The sequence below is a fragment of the Microbacterium foliorum genome (assembly GCF_003367705.1).
Taxonomy (GTDB): Bacteria; Actinomycetota; Actinomycetes; order Actinomycetales; family Microbacteriaceae; genus Microbacterium; species Microbacterium foliorum.
In genome coordinates this window covers 2,765,996-2,787,052 of the sequence record NZ_CP031425.1, presented here as the reverse complement: position 1 = coordinate 2,787,052, position 21,057 = coordinate 2,765,996, and the positions used below count along the sequence as shown (strand labels likewise).

At 65.3% G+C, this 21,057-nt stretch carries 29 protein-coding genes; 28 read left to right on the top strand and 1 reads right to left on the bottom strand.

All coding sequences use genetic code 11. The features are described 5' to 3' along the window. Positions 1–17 precede the first annotated feature (17 nt). From DXT68_RS13265 to DXT68_RS13245, 5 genes are all read left to right on the top strand, one after another. Complete coding sequence (locus DXT68_RS13265; RefSeq protein ID WP_045253849.1) at positions 18–1,805, top strand: DUF4012 domain-containing protein; 1,788 nt, start codon at positions 18–20, stop codon at positions 1,803–1,805. A gap of 158 nt (positions 1,806–1,963) precedes the next feature. Further along, a complete protein-coding gene (locus tag DXT68_RS13260; RefSeq protein WP_045253848.1) occupies positions 1,964–3,427 on the top strand; it encodes a sugar transferase in 1,464 nt (487 codons plus the stop codon). A gap of 78 nt (positions 3,428–3,505) precedes the next feature. Next, on the top strand, positions 3,506–4,018 hold the full coding sequence (locus DXT68_RS13255; protein ID WP_156149277.1) for a hypothetical protein: 513 nt from the start codon (positions 3,506–3,508) through the stop codon (positions 4,016–4,018). Positions 4,019–4,086: 68 nt separating this feature from the next. Further along, positions 4,087–5,037 carry a M23 family metallopeptidase gene (locus DXT68_RS13250; RefSeq protein WP_162829124.1) on the top strand — a complete coding sequence of 317 codons (951 nt, stop codon included), beginning with the start codon at positions 4,087–4,089 and terminating at the stop codon, positions 5,035–5,037. 99 nt (positions 5,038–5,136) lie between these two features. Beyond that, complete coding sequence (locus DXT68_RS13245; RefSeq protein ID WP_045253846.1) at positions 5,137–5,349, top strand: hypothetical protein; 213 nt, start codon at positions 5,137–5,139, stop codon at positions 5,347–5,349. 101 nt (positions 5,350–5,450) lie between these two features. Here DXT68_RS13245 and DXT68_RS13240 read toward each other — a convergent pair whose 3' ends face one another. Continuing rightward, complete coding sequence (locus DXT68_RS13240; protein ID WP_045253845.1) at positions 5,451–7,532, bottom strand: acyltransferase family protein; 2,082 nt, start codon at positions 7,530–7,532, stop codon at positions 5,451–5,453. Between the two features lie 904 nt (positions 7,533–8,436). Here DXT68_RS13240 and rpsJ point away from each other — a divergent pair. The 23 genes from rpsJ (at position 8,437) to map (ending at position 20,943) form a co-directional block, all read left to right on the top strand. Continuing rightward, positions 8,437–8,745, top strand: coding sequence for a 30S ribosomal protein S10 (rpsJ, locus tag DXT68_RS13235; RefSeq protein ID WP_030147986.1), 309 nt, complete (start codon positions 8,437–8,439; stop codon positions 8,743–8,745). Positions 8,746–8,753: 8 nt separating this feature from the next. After that, entirely contained in the window at positions 8,754–9,413 is a 660-nt protein-coding gene (rplC, locus tag DXT68_RS13230) for a 50S ribosomal protein L3 (RefSeq protein ID WP_045253844.1), read from the top strand. Between the two features lie 2 nt (positions 9,414–9,415). After that, positions 9,416–10,078, top strand: a complete 663-nt coding sequence (gene rplD / locus DXT68_RS13225) for a 50S ribosomal protein L4 (protein ID WP_045253843.1) — start codon at positions 9,416–9,418, stop codon at positions 10,076–10,078. Beyond that, entirely contained in the window at positions 10,075–10,398 is a 324-nt protein-coding gene (gene rplW, locus DXT68_RS13220; protein ID WP_017829206.1) for a 50S ribosomal protein L23, read from the top strand. Before rplD ends, rplW begins: the two co-directional genes overlap by 4 nt. A gap of 20 nt (positions 10,399–10,418) precedes the next feature. Beyond that, positions 10,419–11,258, top strand: coding sequence for a 50S ribosomal protein L2 (gene rplB / locus DXT68_RS13215; protein WP_045253842.1), 840 nt, complete (start codon positions 10,419–10,421; stop codon positions 11,256–11,258). 12 nt (positions 11,259–11,270) lie between these two features. Then, a complete protein-coding gene (gene rpsS, locus DXT68_RS13210) occupies positions 11,271–11,552 on the top strand; it encodes a 30S ribosomal protein S19 (protein ID WP_017829205.1) in 282 nt (93 codons plus the stop codon). Then, positions 11,552–11,950 (top strand): 50S ribosomal protein L22, encoded by a 399-nt coding sequence (gene rplV / locus DXT68_RS13205; RefSeq protein WP_045253841.1) that lies wholly within the window; start codon positions 11,552–11,554, stop codon positions 11,948–11,950. Before rpsS ends, rplV begins: the two co-directional genes overlap by 1 nt. Beyond that, positions 11,950–12,705, top strand: a complete 756-nt coding sequence (gene rpsC, locus DXT68_RS13200) for a 30S ribosomal protein S3 (RefSeq protein WP_017201587.1) — start codon at positions 11,950–11,952, stop codon at positions 12,703–12,705. Before rplV ends, rpsC begins: the two co-directional genes overlap by 1 nt. Then, on the top strand, positions 12,705–13,124 hold the full coding sequence (rplP, locus tag DXT68_RS13195) for a 50S ribosomal protein L16 (protein ID WP_045253840.1): 420 nt from the start codon (positions 12,705–12,707) through the stop codon (positions 13,122–13,124). Before rpsC ends, rplP begins: the two co-directional genes overlap by 1 nt. Next, on the top strand, positions 13,124–13,468 hold the full coding sequence (rpmC, locus tag DXT68_RS17330; protein WP_045253839.1) for a 50S ribosomal protein L29: 345 nt from the start codon (positions 13,124–13,126) through the stop codon (positions 13,466–13,468). The genes rplP and rpmC overlap by 1 nt, the downstream gene beginning before the upstream one ends. Beyond that, the gene (gene rpsQ / locus DXT68_RS13185) at positions 13,468–13,800 is read left to right on the top strand and encodes a 30S ribosomal protein S17 (RefSeq protein WP_052677685.1); all 333 of its coding nucleotides are present in this window, start codon (positions 13,468–13,470) and stop codon (positions 13,798–13,800) included. The genes rpmC and rpsQ overlap by 1 nt, the downstream gene beginning before the upstream one ends. Further along, complete coding sequence (gene rplN, locus DXT68_RS13180; RefSeq protein ID WP_045253838.1) at positions 13,797–14,165, top strand: 50S ribosomal protein L14; 369 nt, start codon at positions 13,797–13,799, stop codon at positions 14,163–14,165. Before rpsQ ends, rplN begins: the two co-directional genes overlap by 4 nt. Before the next feature lie 3 nt (positions 14,166–14,168). Further along, positions 14,169–14,528: a 50S ribosomal protein L24 gene (gene rplX / locus DXT68_RS13175; RefSeq protein ID WP_045253837.1), complete on the top strand. Its 360-nt coding sequence runs from the start codon at positions 14,169–14,171 to the stop codon at positions 14,526–14,528. Then, the gene (gene rplE, locus DXT68_RS13170; protein ID WP_045253836.1) at positions 14,528–15,118 is read left to right on the top strand and encodes a 50S ribosomal protein L5; all 591 of its coding nucleotides are present in this window, start codon (positions 14,528–14,530) and stop codon (positions 15,116–15,118) included. Before rplX ends, rplE begins: the two co-directional genes overlap by 1 nt. Positions 15,119–15,239: 121 nt before the next feature. After that, positions 15,240–15,638, top strand: a complete 399-nt coding sequence (rpsH, locus tag DXT68_RS13165; protein WP_045253835.1) for a 30S ribosomal protein S8 — start codon at positions 15,240–15,242, stop codon at positions 15,636–15,638. A 6-nt stretch (positions 15,639–15,644) separates the two neighbouring features. Further along, complete coding sequence (rplF, locus tag DXT68_RS13160; protein ID WP_045253834.1) at positions 15,645–16,181, top strand: 50S ribosomal protein L6; 537 nt, start codon at positions 15,645–15,647, stop codon at positions 16,179–16,181. Between the two features lie 2 nt (positions 16,182–16,183). After that, on the top strand, positions 16,184–16,543 hold the full coding sequence (gene rplR, locus DXT68_RS13155; RefSeq protein WP_029260926.1) for a 50S ribosomal protein L18: 360 nt from the start codon (positions 16,184–16,186) through the stop codon (positions 16,541–16,543). Between the two features lie 20 nt (positions 16,544–16,563). After that, entirely contained in the window at positions 16,564–17,256 is a 693-nt protein-coding gene (gene rpsE / locus DXT68_RS13150) for a 30S ribosomal protein S5 (protein WP_279625477.1), read from the top strand. After that, the gene (gene rpmD / locus DXT68_RS13145; RefSeq protein WP_042538783.1) at positions 17,256–17,441 is read left to right on the top strand and encodes a 50S ribosomal protein L30; all 186 of its coding nucleotides are present in this window, start codon (positions 17,256–17,258) and stop codon (positions 17,439–17,441) included. The genes rpsE and rpmD overlap by 1 nt, the downstream gene beginning before the upstream one ends. Beyond that, positions 17,441–18,067, top strand: coding sequence for a 50S ribosomal protein L15 (rplO, locus tag DXT68_RS13140; RefSeq protein ID WP_082068897.1), 627 nt, complete (start codon positions 17,441–17,443; stop codon positions 18,065–18,067). Before rpmD ends, rplO begins: the two co-directional genes overlap by 1 nt. Positions 18,068–18,169: 102 nt before the next feature. After that, the gene (secY, locus tag DXT68_RS13135; RefSeq protein ID WP_045253832.1) at positions 18,170–19,492 is read left to right on the top strand and encodes a preprotein translocase subunit SecY; all 1,323 of its coding nucleotides are present in this window, start codon (positions 18,170–18,172) and stop codon (positions 19,490–19,492) included. Then, positions 19,489–20,085: an adenylate kinase gene (locus DXT68_RS13130; protein WP_045253831.1), complete on the top strand. Its 597-nt coding sequence runs from the start codon at positions 19,489–19,491 to the stop codon at positions 20,083–20,085. The genes secY and DXT68_RS13130 overlap by 4 nt, the downstream gene beginning before the upstream one ends. Positions 20,086–20,094: 9 nt before the next feature. Further along, entirely contained in the window at positions 20,095–20,943 is an 849-nt protein-coding gene (map, locus tag DXT68_RS13125) for a type I methionyl aminopeptidase (protein ID WP_045253830.1), read from the top strand. Positions 20,944–21,057 lie beyond the last annotated feature (114 nt).

The window sequence follows — 21,057 nt, the reverse complement described above, 5'->3', positions numbered from 1 at the left end:
GTCTGTAAACTGCCCTCGTGCCCCACGAGTCCCGTCGAGCAGCGCGTGAAGCTGCGCAGAAGCAGCATGCCGCGCGAGAGGCCGACGCCGAACGCGCCGACGCGCGAGAGCGGAAGCAGCGCCGCGCCCGGCGCGTCCGAATCACCTGGATCACTGTCGCCGTCCTCTTCATCCTCGGGCTCGCTGCTGCCTGCTGGGTGGGCTTTCGGGCGCTCGCGGTGAAGGACGGTCTCGAACAGAGCCAGCAGCTGATCGGCGAGCTGCAGAGCGGCGCCGACGTCACAGCGACGGTCGAGAAGATCTCCGGACATGCCGAAAGCGCAGCGGACGCCGCCGCCGACCCCGTGTGGGCAGTGCTGGAATGGGTCCCCGCCATCGGAGACAACCTCCGGGGAGTCCGCCTCGCTGCGCAGTCCCTCGACGTGCTGGTCAATGACGTGGGGATGCCGGTCCTCGCCGACGGAGGCTCTGACGGCGGCTCGCTCATAACCAAGGTCCTCGAGGTGACGAAGCGCCAGTCCGCTCGTGTCGCGCAGCTCGCAGACGAGATCAGCGCCGTCAAGGAGTCCTCCGCGCTGATCGGTCCCGTGCGCAGCGGAGTGGACCAGGTCGCCGAGGTCATGGGGGCCGCTGCACCGGCGGTCGAACTGCTCCCCGTCCTGCTCGGCGCGGAAGGGCCACGCAACTACCTTCTCGTGTTCCAGAACAACGCGGAGACGCTCGCACTCGGAGGCAGCGCGGCAGCGCAGACCCTCGTGCACGTCGACAACGGTGCGATCACGATGGGAAGCCAGGGCAGCAGCGCGAGCTACCAGAACGGCGTCGCCGTCGACATTCCCGTGGATCAGAGCGCCCTCGACCTCTACTCCAGCTACCTCGTCGACCACCTCAACACCAGCATGAGTCGTCCGGACTTCCCGACCGCCGCGAAGATCATGCGCGCGTGGTGGCAGCGCGACATCGCACCGGACGATATCGACGCGGTCATCTCCATCGACCCGCTGGCGCTCTCGCGGATGCTCGTGGCCACCGGCCCGATCACCCTCGCCACCGGTGACGTGCTGAGCGCCGACAACGCGACCGCTCTTCTGCTGAGCGACGTCTACCGGCGGTGGGACAGCTACGCACACCCCGAGCTCGTCGACGGGTTCTTCGCCGCAGCCGCCGGAGCCGTGTTCCAGCAGGTCGCCTCGGGGCAGTTCGATCTGAAGAACATGGCCATCGCGCTGTCGGAGAGCGCAGCGCAGGGCAGTGTGCTCGTGTGGAGCGAGGATGAGAAGGTCACCGAGGCCATCGCGGGACAGCGCATCAGCGGCATCCTTCCGACGGACAACTCGGAGGCGACCACGATCGGCGTCTACTTCAACAACAGCAACGGCTCCAAGATCGACTACTACACGCGCGGATCGATCACAGCGGATGCCGTCTGTGAGGCAGGCACCGGGACGTTCACCGTGAACGCGGGGCTGAGTCTCCCTCTCACGCAGGAAGAGACCGAGGCGCTTCCCCGCTACGTCCAGAGCATGACGTTCGGCACGACCTTCCGCGACTGGATCTACATCTACGGCCCCCCGGGAACCACTGTGTCGAACGTGGCCGTCAACGGAGAGCGCGTCGACGTCCTCCAGCAGGGTATTGACGATCTCGGTCGCCCCACAGTGCGCTTCGAGGCGTGGTTCGAGGCGGGGGATCAGGTGGACGTGACCGCGTCCTTCACCGGTGCAGGGGACTTTGGCCCCCTGGCTGTGCAGACGAATCCGATGATCCATCCCACGGTGCCCGCGATCACAAACACCTGCCGCTGACGAGCGGCGTCTGTCGAATCGTCGACGTAGGAGTATGCTGAACGACGATTCGATGCATTGGCTGAGAGTCGAGCGCGGAATCAGCCGCGTGCACGCAGGGGGTGGTTGTAATCGTCGCGGAGGGCGCTTCTTCGCATTCCCGGAATGCTGGAAGATCGGTGACGCAGGCGCGAGCGCGCGTCACGTCGACGTCTCGGCGACGTCGCGCAGACTGGCCGCGACGATACGCGAGCCGTCTCGTATACAGCGATCTTCTCGTCCTGATCAGCACGCTCGTCGGCGCGTGGTTCCTCACCAGCCCGGGCGTTCGGGGCGAGGTCACCTGGCCCGGAGGGCCCACGATCAGTTATACCGCGGTGCTCGCCGTGATTGGGGTGGTCTGGTTCATCGGCCTCGACGCGATCGACACCCGTGACCATCGTCAGGTCGGACACGGCATCGCCGAGTACCGCAGGATAGTGGACGCGACGATCGCCGTCTTCGCCCTCACCATCGCCGTCGCGTTCTTCCTCGGTATGGACATGTCGCGACTTCTGCTGGCCGTCGTCTTCCCGACCGGACTCGGCCTCCTCGTGGTCTCGAGGTGGATGTGGAGGCAGTGGCTGCGTGCTCGTCAGCGCAAAGGCGAGTACACGCATCGGGCCGTCATCATCGGCGAGCGCAGCAATGTCAAGCACGTCGCCCAACAGATCCGCCGCACTGACGGCACCGGCTACACGATCGTGGGGGTCATCACCGACGGCGTCCCGTCAGAGGGCATCCCCCAGATCGAGGTTCTCGGCGACATCCGCAGCGCGGAGCGGGCACTCGACGCCGCGAACATCGATGCTCTGATCATCGTGGGATCCGACGACATCGGACCTGAGACGATGCGGCGGCTCGGCTATGCCGTCGCCGACCGCGACATCCAGATGATCATGGCGCCTGCTCTGACAGACGTCGCAGGGCCCCGACTGCATGCGACACCGGTCGCGGGACTGCCGCTCGTTCATGTCGACTTCCCCCGGATGGAGTCCGGCAAGAGATTCCTCAAGCGGACATTCGATCTGGTGGGGTCTCTGCTGCTCCTGCTGCTGCTGTCGCCTGTCTTCCTGATCACGGCGATCGCGATCCGCATCGACGGACCTGGGCCGATCTTCTACCACCAGGAGCGCATCGGTCGGCGCGGTAGGACCTTCGGTATGCGCAAATTCCGGTCGATGGTCGCGAACGCGGACGATCAGCTGGCGACGCTTCTCGATCTCCAGGGGTCGAGCGAGACCCCCCTGTTCAAGATCTCCGACGATCCACGCATCACGTCGGTCGGACGCTTCCTCCGTCGTCACTCGGTCGACGAGCTCCCTCAGCTGATCAACGTGGTCCGCGGAGAGATGAGTCTGGTGGGACCCCGTCCGCAGCGCGCCGCTGAGGTCGCGCTCTACGATGACATCGCTCTCCGTCGGCTCGCGGTCAAGCCCGGGATGAGCGGGCTGTGGCAGGTGAGCGGACGATCCAGCCTGTCGTGGGAGGAGACCATCCGTCTCGACCTCTACTACGTCGAGAACTGGTCTCTCACGCAGGACATCGTGATCCTGTTCCGCACGGTGCGTGCGGTCGTCGCGCCGGGCGCCAGCGCCCACTGAGTCATCTCGGTAACAATCCTCGCGACTGTCCCCAGCAGTGACGGCGTTCGCGGCGACTCGGTGGGTAGATTCAAAGTCATGAGATCCTCCCGTGCGACGCGTCTTGCTGCGACTGCTCTGGCCATCGTCCTTCTCGGATCGGCGACAGCGTGTGCAGCGACGGATTCGGGTGCGCCCGCATCCGTCCCCACGTCCACGTCCACGTCGACGCCGGAGCCCGCCCCCTCGGCGTCCGTGCCGACCGCAGAGCCGACGCCGAGCCAGTCGCCGGTCGAATCACCGGCTCCGGAATTCGGAGCCTTCACCGCGGAGCAGCTGACGCAGATCTGCATCGACGCAACGGTCTCGACCTTCGGTCCGGACGTCGTCTTCGACAACGAGAACACCCGGATCGAGAAGCGCACGGTCACGCCGGAGTGGCTCGTCCTCGTTCCCGCGGCGACCATGGGATACGAGGCGCAGTCCGTCTGCACGATCGGCGGTACGCCGGCCGAGCCCAAGATGGAGCTCGGTTCGGGATCGATCGAGCGGTTGCCCGAAGAGCAGATCCAGAACCTCATCCGCGGTGAGAATGAGGGAGGCGACCGCTAGTGTGCGGTCCGGCAGACCAAGACCGCTCGACCGCACCCACAGCCCGCGCTGTTTCTCGGCGTTCGGTGTTGATCGCTGCAGGTGCCACCCTCGGGGCCGCGGCGGTGGGGCGCAGTCTGTTCGGACCGACCGATCACGCCGCCGCAGCCGGCACCTACCTCCGACCGTGCGGCGACGTCCGTATCTCGAGCAGCTGGCAGGGGCATAAGAACCGCAATCCGCCCTCAGGTGAACCGGGGACGGACTACGCGGTCCCCACGGGCACCCCGATCCAAGCCGCCACCGACGGGGTGATCGTCGATCGGAAGGACTCGACCGGAACGGCGACGGGCCGTTACCTGGCATTGCGCGCGACGGATGGCAACTACATCCGATACCTCCACCTGCAGTCCAGCGCCGTCCGTCTAGGGGAGCGCGTCGCACGAGGGCAGGTCATCGCATACTCCGGTGCGTCGGGGTTCGGGAGCGAGACCGGTTACGGCGCACATGTCCATGTCTCGCTCTGGATCGGCGGTACGCCGTCGCAGTTGGGCTTCACCAATTCCGTCGACTTCGAGAACTACGTCGTACCGTCCACCCCCCCGCCCCCTGACTCGGAGGATCCCGTGCCCACTCATCAATCATCGGCATATTGGTGGAACACCGCAGTCCCGATGGGCGTCTGGGCACGAATCCCCATCGCCCCCGGCTCGTTCTATCTCGCCCAGACCGGGGTCGGCTCCAAGGAGACAGGTGATCTCACGCTCTACCTGAGGGCGATCGGAGTCACCACGGGGCTTCAGGTCCGAGTGGTGGCAGAAACGCTCGACTCCATCGGCAACATCGTGAGCAGCACGATGCAGCCTGTGATCGAGATACCTGCCACGACGGCGGCGTCGGCGACCGCAGCGACCCTCGGACACTACTCCCTGCCGTACTTCCTGTCCGGGCCGCTTCGCCTCTACGCTGAACTGCGCGTGCTCAATGCGGGAATCACTGTGCAACAGGTCGACTTCAAGAAGAACTTCTGGCGTTCGTAAGACGCCGCGTAGCCTGGCCTTCCCCTCGCACGGTCCGACATGCAGAATGTAGCTGCGTCGCACACTCGGCGCTTTCGTTCGCAATGAAGGGGGCCCGCAATGGGTATCGAGGAAACGGTCAACAAGGGCAAGGATCTGTACGAGCAGAACAAGGACAAGATCGCCGAGGCGGTCAAGAGCGAGCAGGCGGAGGACATCAGCGACAAGGTCCTCGATGGCGTCGCAGACTTCGCCAAGAAGATCGCGCCGGGCGCCTCCGACAAGATCGATGAGATCCGCGACCAGGCCGATAAGGCTGTCGGTAACGAGTGATGCGCTGTCGCGGGCCGAGAACCTCGCACCGTCGGGGATCGGGGTCCGCGAGCGAGTTCGTTCAGCTGTGAAACGGGGCTGACTCCCTCTCGACAAGGGGGTCAGCCCTCGAACGCCTCCGCAGGGAACATGAACTCTCCGAAGGAGCGAGCGAATACCGAGGTCAGGTGATTGGAGTCGATGTAGACGGGGATCCCCCCGATGACGGTATGGCATTTCTGGTCGTCGCAGTAGACATCCCGGTGATCGACGAAGTGGAAATCAGGGTCGTCGATCTGCTGCGCAGCCGTCCACAGTGGACCCTCGGTCGACAGCGCATCGGCATCCATGGCGCAGGGGTCCTCTAGTGTCGACGCCGACATGATGCACTCGGGCACGGACTGGGGGAACCGCGGCACATCGTTGATCACGATCACCGTCTTTCCTGCGAGCAGCCACTCCTCCCACGCTCTGACATAACCGTCGCCGGAGTCTCTGACACTCGGATTCGCTGTCTCGTAGTATGCGGTGTCGAAGCTCGTTGTCACGATCGTGTCGATCAGGGGTGATTCGGTCAATTCGTCGATGACCTTAACGCGCCAAGCGTTGCACTGGTCGCTCCGCTGCTGCTCCGTGCTTCCGGCGACCGCGATCGAGTCATCATCGAGCGCGGCACATGCCTCAGCAAGGTAGGTATGCACACGGAGGCCGTGAGCGGCTGACACGGCGTCGAGCGGGAACACCATCATCGCCGCATGCGAGTCGCCGACCAGCGCGACATCACGTCGCTGCGACCCTTCCGGGACGCCGAACGAACACGGGGCGAGTTCGGCCGCGCCCCACTTGTAGGAACAGTAAGTGCCGTTGCTCACTGTGCGATCGAGGAGTTCCCAGCTGTTGAGCGCATAGTCGAGGTCGCCGAGCGTGTGGCTGTCTTCACAGTCGGCGAATGCGGCTCGGGCGCCGAAACACGGGGTGTCCTGCCGCACATCCGCGTTGAGTTCGGCGACGGCCGCCTCAGCTCTGCCCTCAACATCCGGCGCGACCATCAGCGTCCCACCCCATAGAAGAGCTATCGAGGCTGCGGTGGCGATCAGGACGTTTCGCGGTCGGGCGAGTCCGGAGAGCTTAGTGAGCCGGACAGGATCTTCGACGAGTCGTTTGGTGAGCCATGCGAGCAGCACGGCGCCGATGACGATTCCGGCCTTGACGCCGCCGCTGAGAGTACCCCCCAGCGCATAGGTCACGGCGACGATGAGCGGCCAGTGCCACAGGTACAGCGAATAGGAAATATCGCCCACGAATGTGACCGGACGTATTGCGAGTACACGCTGGGGTGCCCACTTGCAATCGTCCGTCCTCAGCCAAAGAAGGGCCGCTGTCGCCGTGACGGGCACCAGTGCCAGCGGACCGGGGAACCCTGATGCCGGACTGTAGAGGAATGCGCATCCCACCAGCGCTCCCCACATGAGCCAGGAAGTCGCCGCCGCCGCACGCCGGTCGATCGATGGAAGAGACGGGGCGAATGCGAGAAGAGCGCCTGCGGCGAATTCCCATGCGCGTCCTGTGGTGGCGAAATAGGCCCCCGCGGCACCCCGGGCCGTACTGAAGATCGCCCAAGCCAGCGAGGCGACGAGGATCAGGGTCATCGCGACGACGAGAGCAGTCTTTCGGACCCGTGCCGGCGTGGCCTTGGTGAGCAGGAGAACACCGAGGATCACGAGCGGCCACACGACATAGAACTGCTCCTCCACCGAGAGCGACCAGTAGTGGGTCACCGGGGAGAGGGCGTCGGTCTGAGCGAAGTAGTCCGCCGACTCGGCGAACAGGAGCCAGTTGAGGAAGTAGGCGCCAGCGGCGGCGATCTGACGCAGTGCGCTCTGCTGGTACAGCAGCGGAACCAGGGTCAAAGCGATGATGCCACTGGCGATCAGCACCACCAACGCGGCGGGGAGCAGTCGCTTGGCGCGACGTGCCCAGAAGCTCCCGAGCTTCACCCCACCAGTGGCGTTCACCTCGCGCACGAGATGCGACGTAATCAGGTATCCGCTGATCACGAAGAAGATGTCCACCCCGATGTACCCGCCCGGCAGGTCGCCGGGCCAGAGGTGGTTGAGGACCACCAGGCCGACAGCGAGGGCGCGCAGGGACTGGATGTCGGCTCGGACGCCCCTGGTCTGGGCGGACGGATCGGCGGGCTTCACCGTCGTAGCATATTGCCTCGCTGAAACCAGACGAGCGGGCGAGGGGAATGGGTATCGTTCCGCGGCGGCTTCCCTCCGGGGGAGCCGCCGCTCCTCTGTATCGGGGACCAAGTATTCCGCGTGGTGGTATCGCGTTTCAGAGCGTCGTTCGGTTACACTGAATCTCGATCGCCTGGGGAACTTGCGATCAGGGATGTCGAAGGGGTTCGACATTCCGACTTCACGCGGTTGACCGCGTCAAACTGGGGATAACGATTTTGGGGATCATCGTGCGACGTGCGCACTCTGTGCGCTCTGACGTCATCCCGCCTGCGCGGCGGTCTCATCGCCGCGCCCTCGGTCGAGGATTCCGGCGTCCCTTCACGTCGGTGTCCTCGCGTTCGGTGTGCCCCCTCGCACTGAACGCCCTCCCCAAGCGGGGCGAGGCATGGGGATGCCTCGCCCCGCTCTCCTCAGCGCGCTGAGGAGGCCGTCGGCGGTGTCGATCAGAGGCTCCGGACCGACGGTTGGGCGTGCCCTCAGGAGATGCACAGCGACCGCGACACGCCCGGGTTTGCACAAGTGAAATCGGCCGTGGCAGAATAGACAGGTTCGACATTCCGGCGCGCTCAGCGTGTACCGGATCACCATCACGGCAGTGCATAGGCGGCGCGGAAGCGCAGGGACCTAGGCCGCGGGTGGCAGGACGGCCCCGACACTCCCTCCACGACGGCTCTGCCGTGTGCGGCGGGTGGGGCACATCCGCTCGCTGCGAGGCGTGCGGGATGACAGCAGAACAGTGGTGCAGCAGATCGGTTCGTGAGAGTCGTTCGAGTGCCGAGGCGCGAACAGCGCCGACGTGCGTCCAATGCCCCAGGGTCATCCGGCCCAGGACGGTAAGACGCTTAAAGAGAGTGAGCAGACAATGGCGGGACAGAAAATCCGCATTCGCCTGAAGTCGTATGACCACGAGGTCATCGACTCGTCGGCACGCAAGATCGTCGACACCGTGACCCGTGCGGGCGCGACCGTCGTCGGCCCCGTGCCGCTTCCGACCGAGAAGAACGTCGTGTGCGTCATCCGGTCGCCCCACAAGTACAAGGACAGCCGCGAGCACTTCGAGATGCGCACCCACAAGCGTCTGATCGACATCGTCGACCCGACGCCCAAGGCCGTCGACTCGCTGATGCGTCTCGACCTGCCCGCCGATGTCAACATCGAGATCAAGCTCTGAGGTCCGCCATGGTTGACATCAACTCCAAGATTTCCAAGGGCATGCTGGGCACGAAGCTCGGTATGACCCAGGTGTGGAACGAGAACGGCAAGCTCGTTCCCGTCACCGTCATCGAGCTCGCCGCGAACGTGGTCACCCAGATCCGTACCCCCGAGAAGGACGGCTACAACGCCGTGCAGATCGCCTACGGTCAGATCGACCCGCGCAAGGTGAACAAGCCCCTGACCGCCCACTTCGAGGCTGCAGGCGTCACGCCTCGCCGTCACGTCACCGAGATCCGCACCGCGGATGCCGCTGACTACTCGCTGGGCCAGGAGCTCACCGTCGACGGAACCTTCGAAGCAGGCCAGCTCGTCGACGTCGTCGGCACGAGCAAGGGCAAGGGCTTCGCCGGTGTCATGAAGCGTCACAACTTCAAGGGCGTCTCGGCGTCGCACGGTTCGCACCGCAACCACCGCAAGCCCGGCTCGATCGGCGCATCGTCGACCCCGAGCCGCGTCTTCAAGGGAATGCGCATGGCCGGCCGTATGGGTGGCGAGCGCGTGACCGTCCTCAACCTCACGGTGCACGCCGTCGACATCGAGAAGGGTCTGCTGCTCGTCAAGGGCGCCGTCCCCGGTGCTCGTGGCCGCATCGTCTACGTCCGCAACGCAGTGAAGGGTGCCTGATCATGGCTGACTCCACTCTCGCGCTTGACGTCCTCAAGGCAGACGGCAAGAAGGCTGGCTCGATCGAGCTTCCCGCCGAACTGTTCGACGCCAAGACGAACATCCCGCTCATCCACCAGGTCGTCGTCGCGCAGCTCGCGGCGGCTCGCCAGGGAACCCACTCGACCAAGCGTCGTGGTGAGGTCTCGGGTGCCGGCCGCAAGCCCTTCAAGCAGAAGGGCACGGGTAACGCCCGTCAGGGCTCCATCCGCGCGCCGCACATGACCGGCGGTGGAATCGTGCACGGCCCCAAGCCGCGCGACTACTCGCAGCGCACCCCCAAGAAGATGATCGCCGCCGCCCTCCGTGGTGCACTGAGCGACCGCTTCCGCGGGGACCGCATCCACGCCATCGAGTCCTTCGGCATCGACGGCACTCCTTCGACCAAGACCGCGGTGAACTTCCTCACCAACGTCGTCTCGTCGAAGAACGTGCTCGTCGTGATCGAGCGCAACGACGACGTGACGCTGAAGAGCATCCGCAACCTGTCGAACCTGCACGTGCTGACGTTCGACCAGCTCAACGCCTACGACGTGCTCGTCTCCGACGACATCGTCTTCACCCAGGCCGCGCTCGAGGGCTTCATCGCCTCGAAGTCCGGCGCCAACCAGGAGGTCTCCGCATGAGCGAGCAGGCATCTGTTCTCCAGACGGCCCTGAACAAGGACCCGCGCGACATCATCCTGAAGCCGGTCGTGTCCGAGAAGAGCTACGGGCTCATCGACGAGGGTAAGTACACCTTCCTCGTCGACCCGCGCGCTTCGAAGACCGAGATCAAGCTCGCCATCGAGAAGATCTTCGGCGTCAAGGTCGCAGGGGTCAACACCCTCAACCGCGTCGGCAAGGCACGCCGCACCCGCTTCGGCACGGGCAAGCGCAAGGACACCAAGCGCGCCATCGTGACCCTGAAGTCGGGCACCATCGACATCTTCACGGCAATCGGCTGATCCGGGGGATAAGGACAATCATGGCTATTCGCAAGTACAAGCCCACGACCCCGGGCCGTCGCGGCTCGTCGGTGGCTGACTTCGCCGAGATCACTCGATCGACGCCGGAGAAGTCGCTGCTGCGCCCGCTCTCGAAGACCGGTGGTCGCAACAACCAGGGACGCATCACGACCCGTCACATCGGTGGTGGCCACAAGCGCCAGTACCGCGTCATCGACTTCCGTCGCAATGACAAGGACGGCGTGGACGCCAAGGTCGCTCACATCGAGTACGACCCCAACCGCACGGCACGCATCGCGCTGCTGCACTACTTCGACGGCGAGAAGCGCTACATCCTCGCGCCGGCGAAGCTGAAGCAGGGCGACGTCATCGAGTCGGGTGCAGGCGCCGACATCAAGCCGGGCAACAACCTCCCGCTGAAGAACATCCCGACGGGTACCGTCATCCACGCGATCGAGCTCCGTCCCGGTGGCGGCGCGAAGATGGCACGTTCGGCCGGTGCATCCGTCCGTCTCGTCGCCAAGGATGGCAACTTCGCTCAGCTGCGTCTGCCCTCGGGCGAGATCCGCAACGTCGATGCGCGCTGCCGCGCGACCATCGGCGAGGTCGGAAACGCCGAGCAGTCGAACATCAACTGGGGCAAGGCCGGCCGCATGCGCTGGAAGGGCGTCCGCCCGACCGTGCGTGGTGTCGCCATGAACCCGGTCGACCACCCGCACGGTGGTGGTGAGGGCAAGACGTCCGGTGGACGTCACCCCGTCTCCCCGTGGGGCCAGGCTGAGGGTCGCACCCGTCACGCCAACAAGGAAAGCGACAAGTACATCGTGCGTCGTCGTAACGCCGGCAAGAAGCGTAAGTAGGAGTAAGAGAAGATGCCTCGCAGTCTTAAGAAGGGCCCCTTCGTCGACGATCACCTGCTTCGCAAGGTGGTCGTGCAGAACGAAGCCGGCACCAAGAACGTCATCAAGACCTGGTCTCGCCGGTCCATGATCATCCCGGCCATGCTGGGTCACACGATCGCGGTCCACGACGGTCGCAAGCACATCCCCGTGTTTGTCTCCGAGACCATGGTCGGTCACAAGCTGGGCGAGTTCGCGCCCACCCGCACCTTCCGCGGCCACGAGAAGGACGACAAGAAGGGACGGCGTCGCTGATGGTCGAATCGATCGCACGCGTGCGACACATCCGTGTGACCCCTCAGAAGGCTCGTCGTGTCGTCGCGCTCATCAAGGGCAAGCAGGCTCAGGAGGCTCTCGCCATCCTGAAGTTCGCGCAGCAGAGCGCCAGCGAGCCGATCTACAAGCTTGTCGCGTCGGCCATGGCCAACGCGCAGGTCAAGGCGGATCGCGACGGAGAGTTCCTCGACGAGCAGGACCTGTACGTGGCTAACGCCTACGTCGACGAGGGCACGACGCTCAAGCGTTTCCAGCCCCGTGCACAGGGTCGCGCTTTCCAGATCAAGAAGCGCACGAGCCACATCACGGTCGTGCTCTCGACGCCGGAGGCGGCCCCGGCCGCCAAGGGCGACAGCAACAAGAAGGCGAGCAAGTAATGGGACAGAAGGTAAACCCGTACGGCTTCCGTCTCGGTATCACCACGGACCACGTGTCGCGCTGGTTCTCGGACTCGACGAAGCCCGGTCAGCGTTACGCCGACTACGTCGCCGAGGACATCAAGATCCGCAACCTGCTGAAGACGCAGCTGGACCGCGCCGGTGTCTCGAACATCGAGATCGAGCGCACCCGTGACCGCGTCCGCGTCGACATCCACACCGCCCGTCCGGGCATCGTGATCGGTCGTCGTGGAGCCGAGGCCGAGCGCATCCGTGGCGACCTCGAGAAGCTCTCGGGCAAGCAGATCCAGCTGAACATCCTCGAGGTCAAGAACCCCGAGGCCGACGCTCAGCTCGTCGCACAGGGCATCGCCGAGCAGCTCTCTGCTCGTGTGGCGTTCCGTCGTGCGATGCGCAAGGGTCTCCAGGGCGCGCAGCGCGCTGGTGCCAAGGGCATCCGCATCCAGGTCTCCGGCCGTCTCGGCGGCGCCGAGATGAGCCGTTCGGAGTTCTACCGCGAGGGTCGTGTGCCGCTGCACACGCTGCGCGCGAACATCGACTACGGCTTCTATGAGGCCAAGACCACCTTCGGCCGCATCGGTGTGAAGGTCTGGATCTACAAGGGCGACCTGACGGCGAAGGAGCTCGCTCGCGAGCAGGCCAACGCTCCCAAGGCTCGTCGTGATGACCGTGGTGGCGACCGTCGTCGTGCACCGCGCAACGAGGCACCCGTCGCAGAAGGAGCGTCTGCCTGATGCTTATTCCCCGCAAGGTCAAGTTCCGTAAGCAGCACCACCCCGGCCGCAGTGGCCAGGCGACCGGTGGCACGAAGGTCTCCTTCGGCGAGTACGGCATCCAGGCGCTCACGCCTGCCTACGTGACGAACCGTCAGATCGAGTCCGCTCGTATCGCGGTCACGCGTCACATCAAGCGTGGCGGCAAGGTGTGGATCAACATCTACCCCGACCGTCCCCTCACGAAGAAGCCTGCCGAGACCCGCATGGGTTCCGGTAAGGGTTCGCCGGAGTGGTGGGTCGCCAACGTCAAGCCGGGTCGCGTCCTCTTCGAGGTCGCCGGTGTGAGCGAGGAACTCGCTCGCGAGGCACTGACCCGTGCAATTCACAAGCTGCCGTTGAAGGCACGCATCATCAAGCGCGAGGAGGGCGACGCGTAATGGCGATCGGCACCAAGGAGCTCGCTCCGGCAGAGCTCGACACGTTCGAAGACCAGCGCCTCGTCGAGGAGCTGCGTAAGGCCAAGGAGGAGCTGTTCAACCTCCGTTTCCAGTCGGCCACCGGCCAGCTGGAGAGCCACGGCCGCATCCGCGCGGTCAAGCGCGACATCGCGCGCCTGTACACCGTGATCCGCGAACGCGAGCTGGGCATCCGTGCGACGCCCGCTCCGGTCGAGGCTCCGGCCAAGAAGGCGACCAAGTCGAAGGCGAAGAAGGCGGACTCCGCGGGCGATAAGGCCGTGGACTCTGCTGAGCCTGTCGAAGCAAAGGAAGAGGCTGAGTGATGGCCACCAAGAAGGAAGCGACTGTGGAGACGCAGGCCGCAGGGCACGAGTCGGCTGCACACGACGTGCGCGACTCCGCGGCTCGCGGTTACCGCAAGACCCGTCGCGGCTACGTCGTCAGCGACAAGATGGACAAGACCATCGTGGTCGAGGTCGAGGACCGCGTGAAGCACCCGCTTTACGGCAAGGTCATCCGCCGCACCTCGAAGGTCAAGGCGCACGATGAGGCGAACTCCGCCGGCATCGGCGACCTCGTCCTGATCAACGAGACCCGCCCGCTGAGCGCCACGAAGCGCTGGCGTCTGGTGGAGATTCTGGAGAAGGCCAAGTGATCCAGCAGGAATCGCGCCTCAAGGTCGCCGACAACACCGGCGCCAAGGAACTGCTCACGATTCGCGTGCTCGGCGGCTCGAAGCGTCGTTACGCCGGTGTCGGCGACACGATCGTCGCGACCGTCAAGGACGCGATCCCGGGCGGAAACGTCAAGAAGGGCGATGTGGTCAAGGCCGTCATCGTCCGCACGGTCAAGTCCACGCGCCGTCCCGACGGTTCATACATCAAGTTCGACGAGAACGCCGCCGTCATCCTGAAGAACGACGGGGAGCCCCGCGGCACCCGTATCTTCGGACCGGTCGGCCGCGAGCTTCGTGACAAGAAGTTCATGAAGATCGTCTCGCTGGCGCCGGAGGTTATTTAAGTCATGGCGAAGATCAAGAAGGGTGACCTGGTTCAGGTCATCACCGGAGCGACGCAGGAGCGTGGCGGAGATCGCGGCAAGCAGGGCAAGGTTCTCGAGATCCTGTCCGACAAGAACCGCGTCATCGTCGAAGGCGTGAACTACGTCACCAAGCACACGCGCGTCGGACAGACGCAGCGTGGCACCAAGACGGGCGGACTCGAGACTGTCGAGGCGTCCATCCACATCTCGAACGTCGCACTCGTCGACCCTTCGACCAAGAAGCCGACCAAGGTCGGCCACCGGGTCGAGGAGCAGACCAAGGACGGCGTCAAGCGCACCGTCCGCGTGCGGTACGCGAAGAAGTCAGGTAAGGACCTCTGATGGCAACCACCGACGCTGCGGTGGCTGGCAAGATCCAGCCCCGCCTGAAGGCGAAGTACAACTCCGAGATCAAGAAGGCCCTGCAGGAGGAGTTCGGCTACGCGAACGTCATGCAGATCCCCGGACTGGTCAAGGTCGTCGTGAACACCGGTGTCGGCGAGGCAGCTCGCGACAGCAAGGTGATCGATGGCGCGGTCGAGGATCTCACGAAGATCACCGGCCAGAAGCCGATCGTGACCAAGGCTCGCAAGTCGATCGCGCAGTTCAAGCTGCGTGAGGGACAGGCGATCGGCGCGCACGTCACCCTCCGCGGTGACCGCGCGTGGGAGTTCATCGACCGTCTCGTCTCGCTCGCTCTGCCCCGCATCCGCGACTTCCGCGGCCTCTCGGGCAAGCAGTTCGACGGAAACGGCAACTACACCTTCGGTCTCCAGGAGCAGAGCGTGTTCCACGAGATCGATCAGGACAAGATCGACCGGGTTCGCGGTTTCGACATCACTGTCGTCACCACCGCGAAGACGGACGACGAAGGTCGCGCGCTTCTGCGTCACCTCGGCTTCCCCTTCCGCACGGAAGACGCCAAGGCGTAAGCAGGTCTCGGGCGGGGCGCACAGCGCCCCGCCCGATCCCGTACAATTGAAGATTGCGTGTCATCGCAGGCCGTCTGTCGTGTAACGGCAGCCGGAACCTCATGAACAAAGGAAAACAACAATGACAATGACAGACCCGGTCGCAGATCTGCTGACCCGTCTGCGCAACGCGAACTCGGCGCACCACGATTCCGTGACCCTGCCGTCGAGCAAGCTCAAGACGCACATCGCCGAGATCCTCCAGCAGGAGGGCTACATCGCCGGATGGGAGACGACTGACGCGCGCGTCGGCTCGAACCTCACCCTCCAGCTGAAGTACGGCCCCAACCGCGAGCGGTCGATCGCGGGCATCAAGCGCGTGTCGAAGCCCGGCCTCCGCGTGTACGCGAAGTCCACCGAGCTGCCCCGTGTCCTCGGCGGCCTCGGCGTGGCCATCCTGTCCACCTCCTCCGGTCTTCTCACCGACCGTCAGGCAGAGCAGAAGGGCGTGGGCGGAGAAGTTCTCGCCTACGTGTGGTAATCGAAAATGTCGCGTATCGGACGACTTCCCATCGACGTTCCCGCGGGCGTGACCATCTCGGTCGACGGCCGCGAGGTCGCGGTGAAGGGCCCCAAGGGTGAGCTCACCCTGACGGTCGCCAAGCCCATCGAGGTCGCGGTCGAGGAGAACCAGGTTCTGGTCTCCCGTCCCGACGACGAGCGCGAGTCGCGGTCGCTTCACGGCCTGACCCGCACGCTCATCAACAACAACATCATCGGCGTGACCCAGGGCTACACCAAGGGTCTCGAGGTCGTCGGAACCGGTTACCGCGTGGCGCAGAAGGGCAGCTCGGTCGAGTTCGCCCTCGGCTTCTCGCACCCGGTCCTGATCGACCCGCCCGCCGGCATCACGCTCACGGTCGAGGGCAACAACAAGCTCACCGTCAGCGGAATCGACAAGCAGGCTGTCGGCGAGGCAGCTGCGAACATCCGCAAGATCCGCAAGCCCGAGCCGTACAAGGGCAAGGGCGTGCGCTACGCCGGCGAGATCGTGCGTCGCAAGGCCGGAAAGAGTGGTAAGTAAGCATGGCTCTCAAGTCAAAGTCTGACGCCCGCGCGCGTCGTCACGCCCGCCTTCGCAAGAAGGTCGTCGGCACCGAGGTGCGTCCGCGCCTCGTCGTCAACCGTTCGGCTCGCCACGTCTTCGTGCAGCTTGTCGACGACAGCAAGGGTCACACCGTCGCGTCGGCTTCGACGCTCGAGACCGACCTGCGCTCGCTCGAGGGTGACAAGACCGCCAAGGCCCGCAAGGTCGGCGAGCTTCTCGCCGAGCGCGCGAAGGCCGCTGGCGTTTCCGAGGCAGTGTTCGACCGTGGTGGCAACCGCTACGCCGGTCGTGTCGCCGCCATCGCCGACGGCGCCCGCGAAGGGGGTCTGGCACTGTGAGTGACAACAAGGAGAACGAAGTGACCGAAACGGCTGCTGCCGCTCCCGAGACGGCTCCCGTCGTCTCTGAGACGGCCGCCGGCACGACCCAGGCCGAGCCTGCCCGTGAGGGCCGCCGCGGTGGCGGTCGCGATCGCAACCAGGGTGGCGGTCGTGACCGCAACTCGCGCGACCGCGGCGACAACCAGTTCCTGGAGCGCGTCGTCACCATCAACCGCGTCTCGAAGGTCGTGAAGGGTGGTCGTCGCTTCAGCTTCACCGCTCTCGTGGTCGTCGGCGACGGCAACGGCCTGGTCGGCGTCGGCTACGGCAAGGCCCGCGAGGTCCCTCTGGCGATCCAGAAGGGCATCGAAGAGGCCAAGCGCAACTTCTTCCGCGTTCCGCGCGTCGGAAGCACCATCCCGCACCCCGTGCAGGGTGAGGCCGCTGCAGGCGTCGTGCTGCTCCGTCCGGCCGCTGCCGGTACCGGTGTCATCGCCGGTGGTCCGGTCCGCGCCGTGCTCGAGTGCGCCGGTATCCACGACGTGCTGTCGAAGTCGCTCGGTTCGTCGAACACGATCAACATCGTGCACGCGACGGTGACCGCCCTGAAGCAGCTCGAGGAGCCCCGTGCGGTCGCCGCACGTCGTGGCCTCGAGTTCGACCAGGTCGCACCTGCGCGTCTCGTCCGTGCGGAGGCTGACGCCATCGCCGCACAGAAGGTAGGTGCCTGATGGCTGCGCGCCTGAAGGTCACGCAGGTCAAGTCCAAGGTGAGCGAGAAGCAGAACCAGCGTGACACGCTGCGCAGCCTCGGTCTGAAGCGCATCGGTGACAGCACCGTTCGCCCCGACGACGCGCAGACGCGCGGTTATGTCAAGACCGTCGCCCACCTCGTCAAGGTTGAGGAGATCGACTAATGGCTGAGAAGAACGAAGCCGTCGAGGCCGAGAAGGCCCCGAAGAAGGCTGCCGCTCCCAAGGCCGCAGCCGAGAAGAAGCCTGCCGCCAAGAAGGCACCGGCCAAGGCGTCCGACGCCAAGGCCGACGCCGTCTCGAAGCCGGCTGCCAAGAAGGCGGCGCCGAAGAAGGATGCTCCGGCATCCCGCCCCGGCGTGCTGAAGGTCCACCACCTGCGTCCGGTCCCCGGATCCAACACCGCGAAGACCCGTGTCGGTCGCGGTGAGGGCTCCAAGGGTAAGACGGCGGGTCGCGGTACCAAGGGCACCAAGGCTCGCAACACCGTTCGCGTCGGCTTCGAGGGTGGGCAGATGCCTCTGCACATGCGCACCCCGAAGCTGCGCGGGTTCAAGAACCCGTTCCGCGTGGAGTACCAGGTCGTGAACCTGGAGAAGCTCGCGGAGCTGTACCCCTCCGGTGGCGATGTCACCGTCAGCGACCTGGTCGCCAAGGGTGCCGTTCGCAAGAACGAGAAGGTCAAGGTTCTCGGAGACGGCGACATCGCCGTCAAGCTCACCGTCGCGGTCGACAAGGTCTCGGGTTCTGCCGAGCAGAAGATCGTGGCAGCAGGCGGATCCGTCAAGTAACCACTTCATGAGAGGGGTCGGAGATTCTCCGGCCCCTCTTATGGGTTAGCCTGTTCTTTCAGCCGTCCCTCGGGGACGGCAACCTTTTCAGGAGGAACGTCCTTGTTTAGCGCCATCGCGCGGATCTTCCGCACGCCCGACCTGCGTCGGAAGATCGGTTTCACCCTCGCCATCGTCGCCATCTACCGACTTGGCTCGAATGTCCCTGCTCCGTTCGTGAACTTCCCGAACGTCGAGGAGTGCCTCGCGCAGAACTCGGGCACTGAAGGACTCCTCGGGCTGGTCAATCTCTTCTCCGGCGGGGCGCTCCTCCAGCTGTCGATCTTCGCGCTCGGCGTCATGCCGTACATCACCGCGACGATCATCACGCAGCTCCTCCGCGTCGTCATCCCTCACTTCGAGGCACTGCACAAAGAAGGCCAGGCCGGTCAGGCCCGCCTGACGCAGTACACGCGGTACCTCACCATCGCGCTCGCGCTGCTGCAGTCCACGACCCTCGTCACGGTCGCCCGCAGCGGTCAGCTGTTCGGCACCACCGACGTCGCCGCCTGCCAGAACCTGCTCACCAACGACGTGTGGTGGGCGCAGCTGCTCATCATCATGGCGATGACGGCCGGTACCGGTCTCATCATGTGGTTCGCGGAGCTCGTCACCGAGCGCGGCATCGGCAACGGCATGTCCCTGCTGATCTTCACGTCGATCGCCGCGACCTTCCCCGGAGCCATGTGGCTCATCTGGGAGAGCAAGGGCTTCGAGGTCTTCCTCCTGGTGCTCCTGGTGGGAATCATCGTGATGGGGCTCGTGGTCTTCGTCGAGCAGTCGCAGCGACGCATCCCCGTGCAGTATGCGAAGCGCATGGTCGGACGCCGGACGTACGGCGGTACCAACACGTACATCCCGATCAAGGTCAACATGGCCGGTGTGATCCCGGTGATCTTCGCCTCGTCGCTGCTGTACATCCCCGCGCTCATCGCCCAGTTCAACACCCCGCAGGACGGCTCGGAGCCGGCCGCGTGGGTCACCTGGGTCAGCACCAACTTCACGACGGGAAACCACCCGGTCTACATGGCCGCGTACTTCCTGCTGATCATCGGATTCACGTACTTCTACGTCGCGATCACCTTCAACCCGGTCGAGGTTGCCGACAACATGAAGAAGTACGGCGGGTTCATCCCCGGTATCCGTGCAGGTCGCCCGACCGCCGAGTACCTCGACTACGTGCTCACGCGCATCACGCTGCCCGGCTCGATCTACCTCGGTCTGATCGCACTGATCCCGCTCATCGCCCTGGCCACCGTCGGCGCCAACCAGAACTTCCCGTTCGGTGGCGCATCGATCCTCATCATCGTGGGTGTCGGTCTCGAGACGGTCAAGCAGATCGATGCGCAGCTGCAGCAGCGTCACTACGAAGGGCTCCTCCGATGACGGCAACCGCTCGTCTCCTCATCGTCGGCCCCCAGGGGTCCGGCAAGGGCACTCAGGGCGTGCGGATCGCCGAGTCCTACGGGATCCCGGTCGTCTCGACCGGAGACATCTTCCGCGCGAACATCAAGGAGGGCACGCCGCTCGGCCAGCAGGTCACGGCGGTCCTCGACAAGGGCGACCTGGTTCCCGACGAGCTCACCAGCGAGATCGTGCGCGATCGTCTCTCTCAGGACGACGCGGCGAACGGCTTCCTGCTCGACGGGTATCCGCGCAACAGCGCGCAGGTCGCGCACCTCGACGCGTTCCTCGCCGCGCGCGGCGAGTCGCTCGACGCGGTGATCCTGCTCGACGTCTCGCGTGACGAGAGCATCCAGCGACTCAAGCTCCGTGCGGCGGAGCAGGGCCGCTCGGACGACACCGACGAGGCGATCGCCCACCGTCTCGACATCTACGAGCACGAGACCGCGCCGATCCTCGAGGTGTACGGCCCCCGCGGCATCGTCGACCGGATCGACGGCATCGGATCTCTCGACGAGATCACCGAGCGCATCTTCGCCGCGCTGACCGCGCGCGGTCTCCGCCTCGCGGCCTGATCGCCTCCGATGTTCCGCAAGTCGATCTACAAGAACGCCGCGCAGCTGCGCGCGATGGTCGAGCCCGGCCTCATCACGGCGGCGGCACTCGATGCCGTGCGTCCGCTGATCCGCCCGGGTGTCACCACGCTCGAGCTCGACGCCGAGGCGAACCGGGTCATCCTCGCCCGCGGTGCGGAGTCGAACTTCCAGCTGGTGCGCGGCTATCGGCACACGACCTGCATCTCGGTGAACGACGAAGTCGTGCACGGCATCCCCGGCGAGCGGGTGCTGCAGGCGGGCGACATCGTCTCGATCGACTGCGGGGCTCAGTACCAGGGCTGGAACGGCGACAGTGCGATCACGGTCGTCGTCCCCGATGACAGCCGTCCCGAGCTCGTCGCTCAGCGTCTCGAGCTGTCCCGGGTGACCGAGGGGTCGATGTGGGCCGGCATCGCCGCCATGGCGTCCGCCTCGCATCTGGGCGACATCGGCGCCGCGATCCAGGGATTCATCGAGGCACAGGGCCCGTCAGCGGTCTCCGGCGAGACCTACGGCATCCTCCGTGAGTACGTCGGGCACGGAATCGGCCGCAAGATGCACGAGGCGCCGAGCGTCTTCAACTACCGCACGCCGGATCCCGGCGCAGAGGTCAAGCCGGGGCTGGTGCTCGCGATCGAGCCGATGGTCACGGCCGGAAGCGACGAGACCTTCGTCGAGGACGACGACTGGACCGTGTCGACCGTCGACGGCACCGATGGCTCGCACTGGGAGCACAGCGTCGCGCTGCATGACGGGGGCATCTGGGTGCTCACCGCCGCAGACGGGGGAGCGGCGGGACTCGCCGCCTTCGGCGTGACGCCCACTCCCATCGCCTGACACCCGGTACTGCGGCCTGAGCGATGAGCGTCGTGCAGAGCATCATCACAACGCGCGCATAGGTTTCTCCGGGCACAATGGGTGTATGGGTGCGCATGCACCCGAGGATTTCAG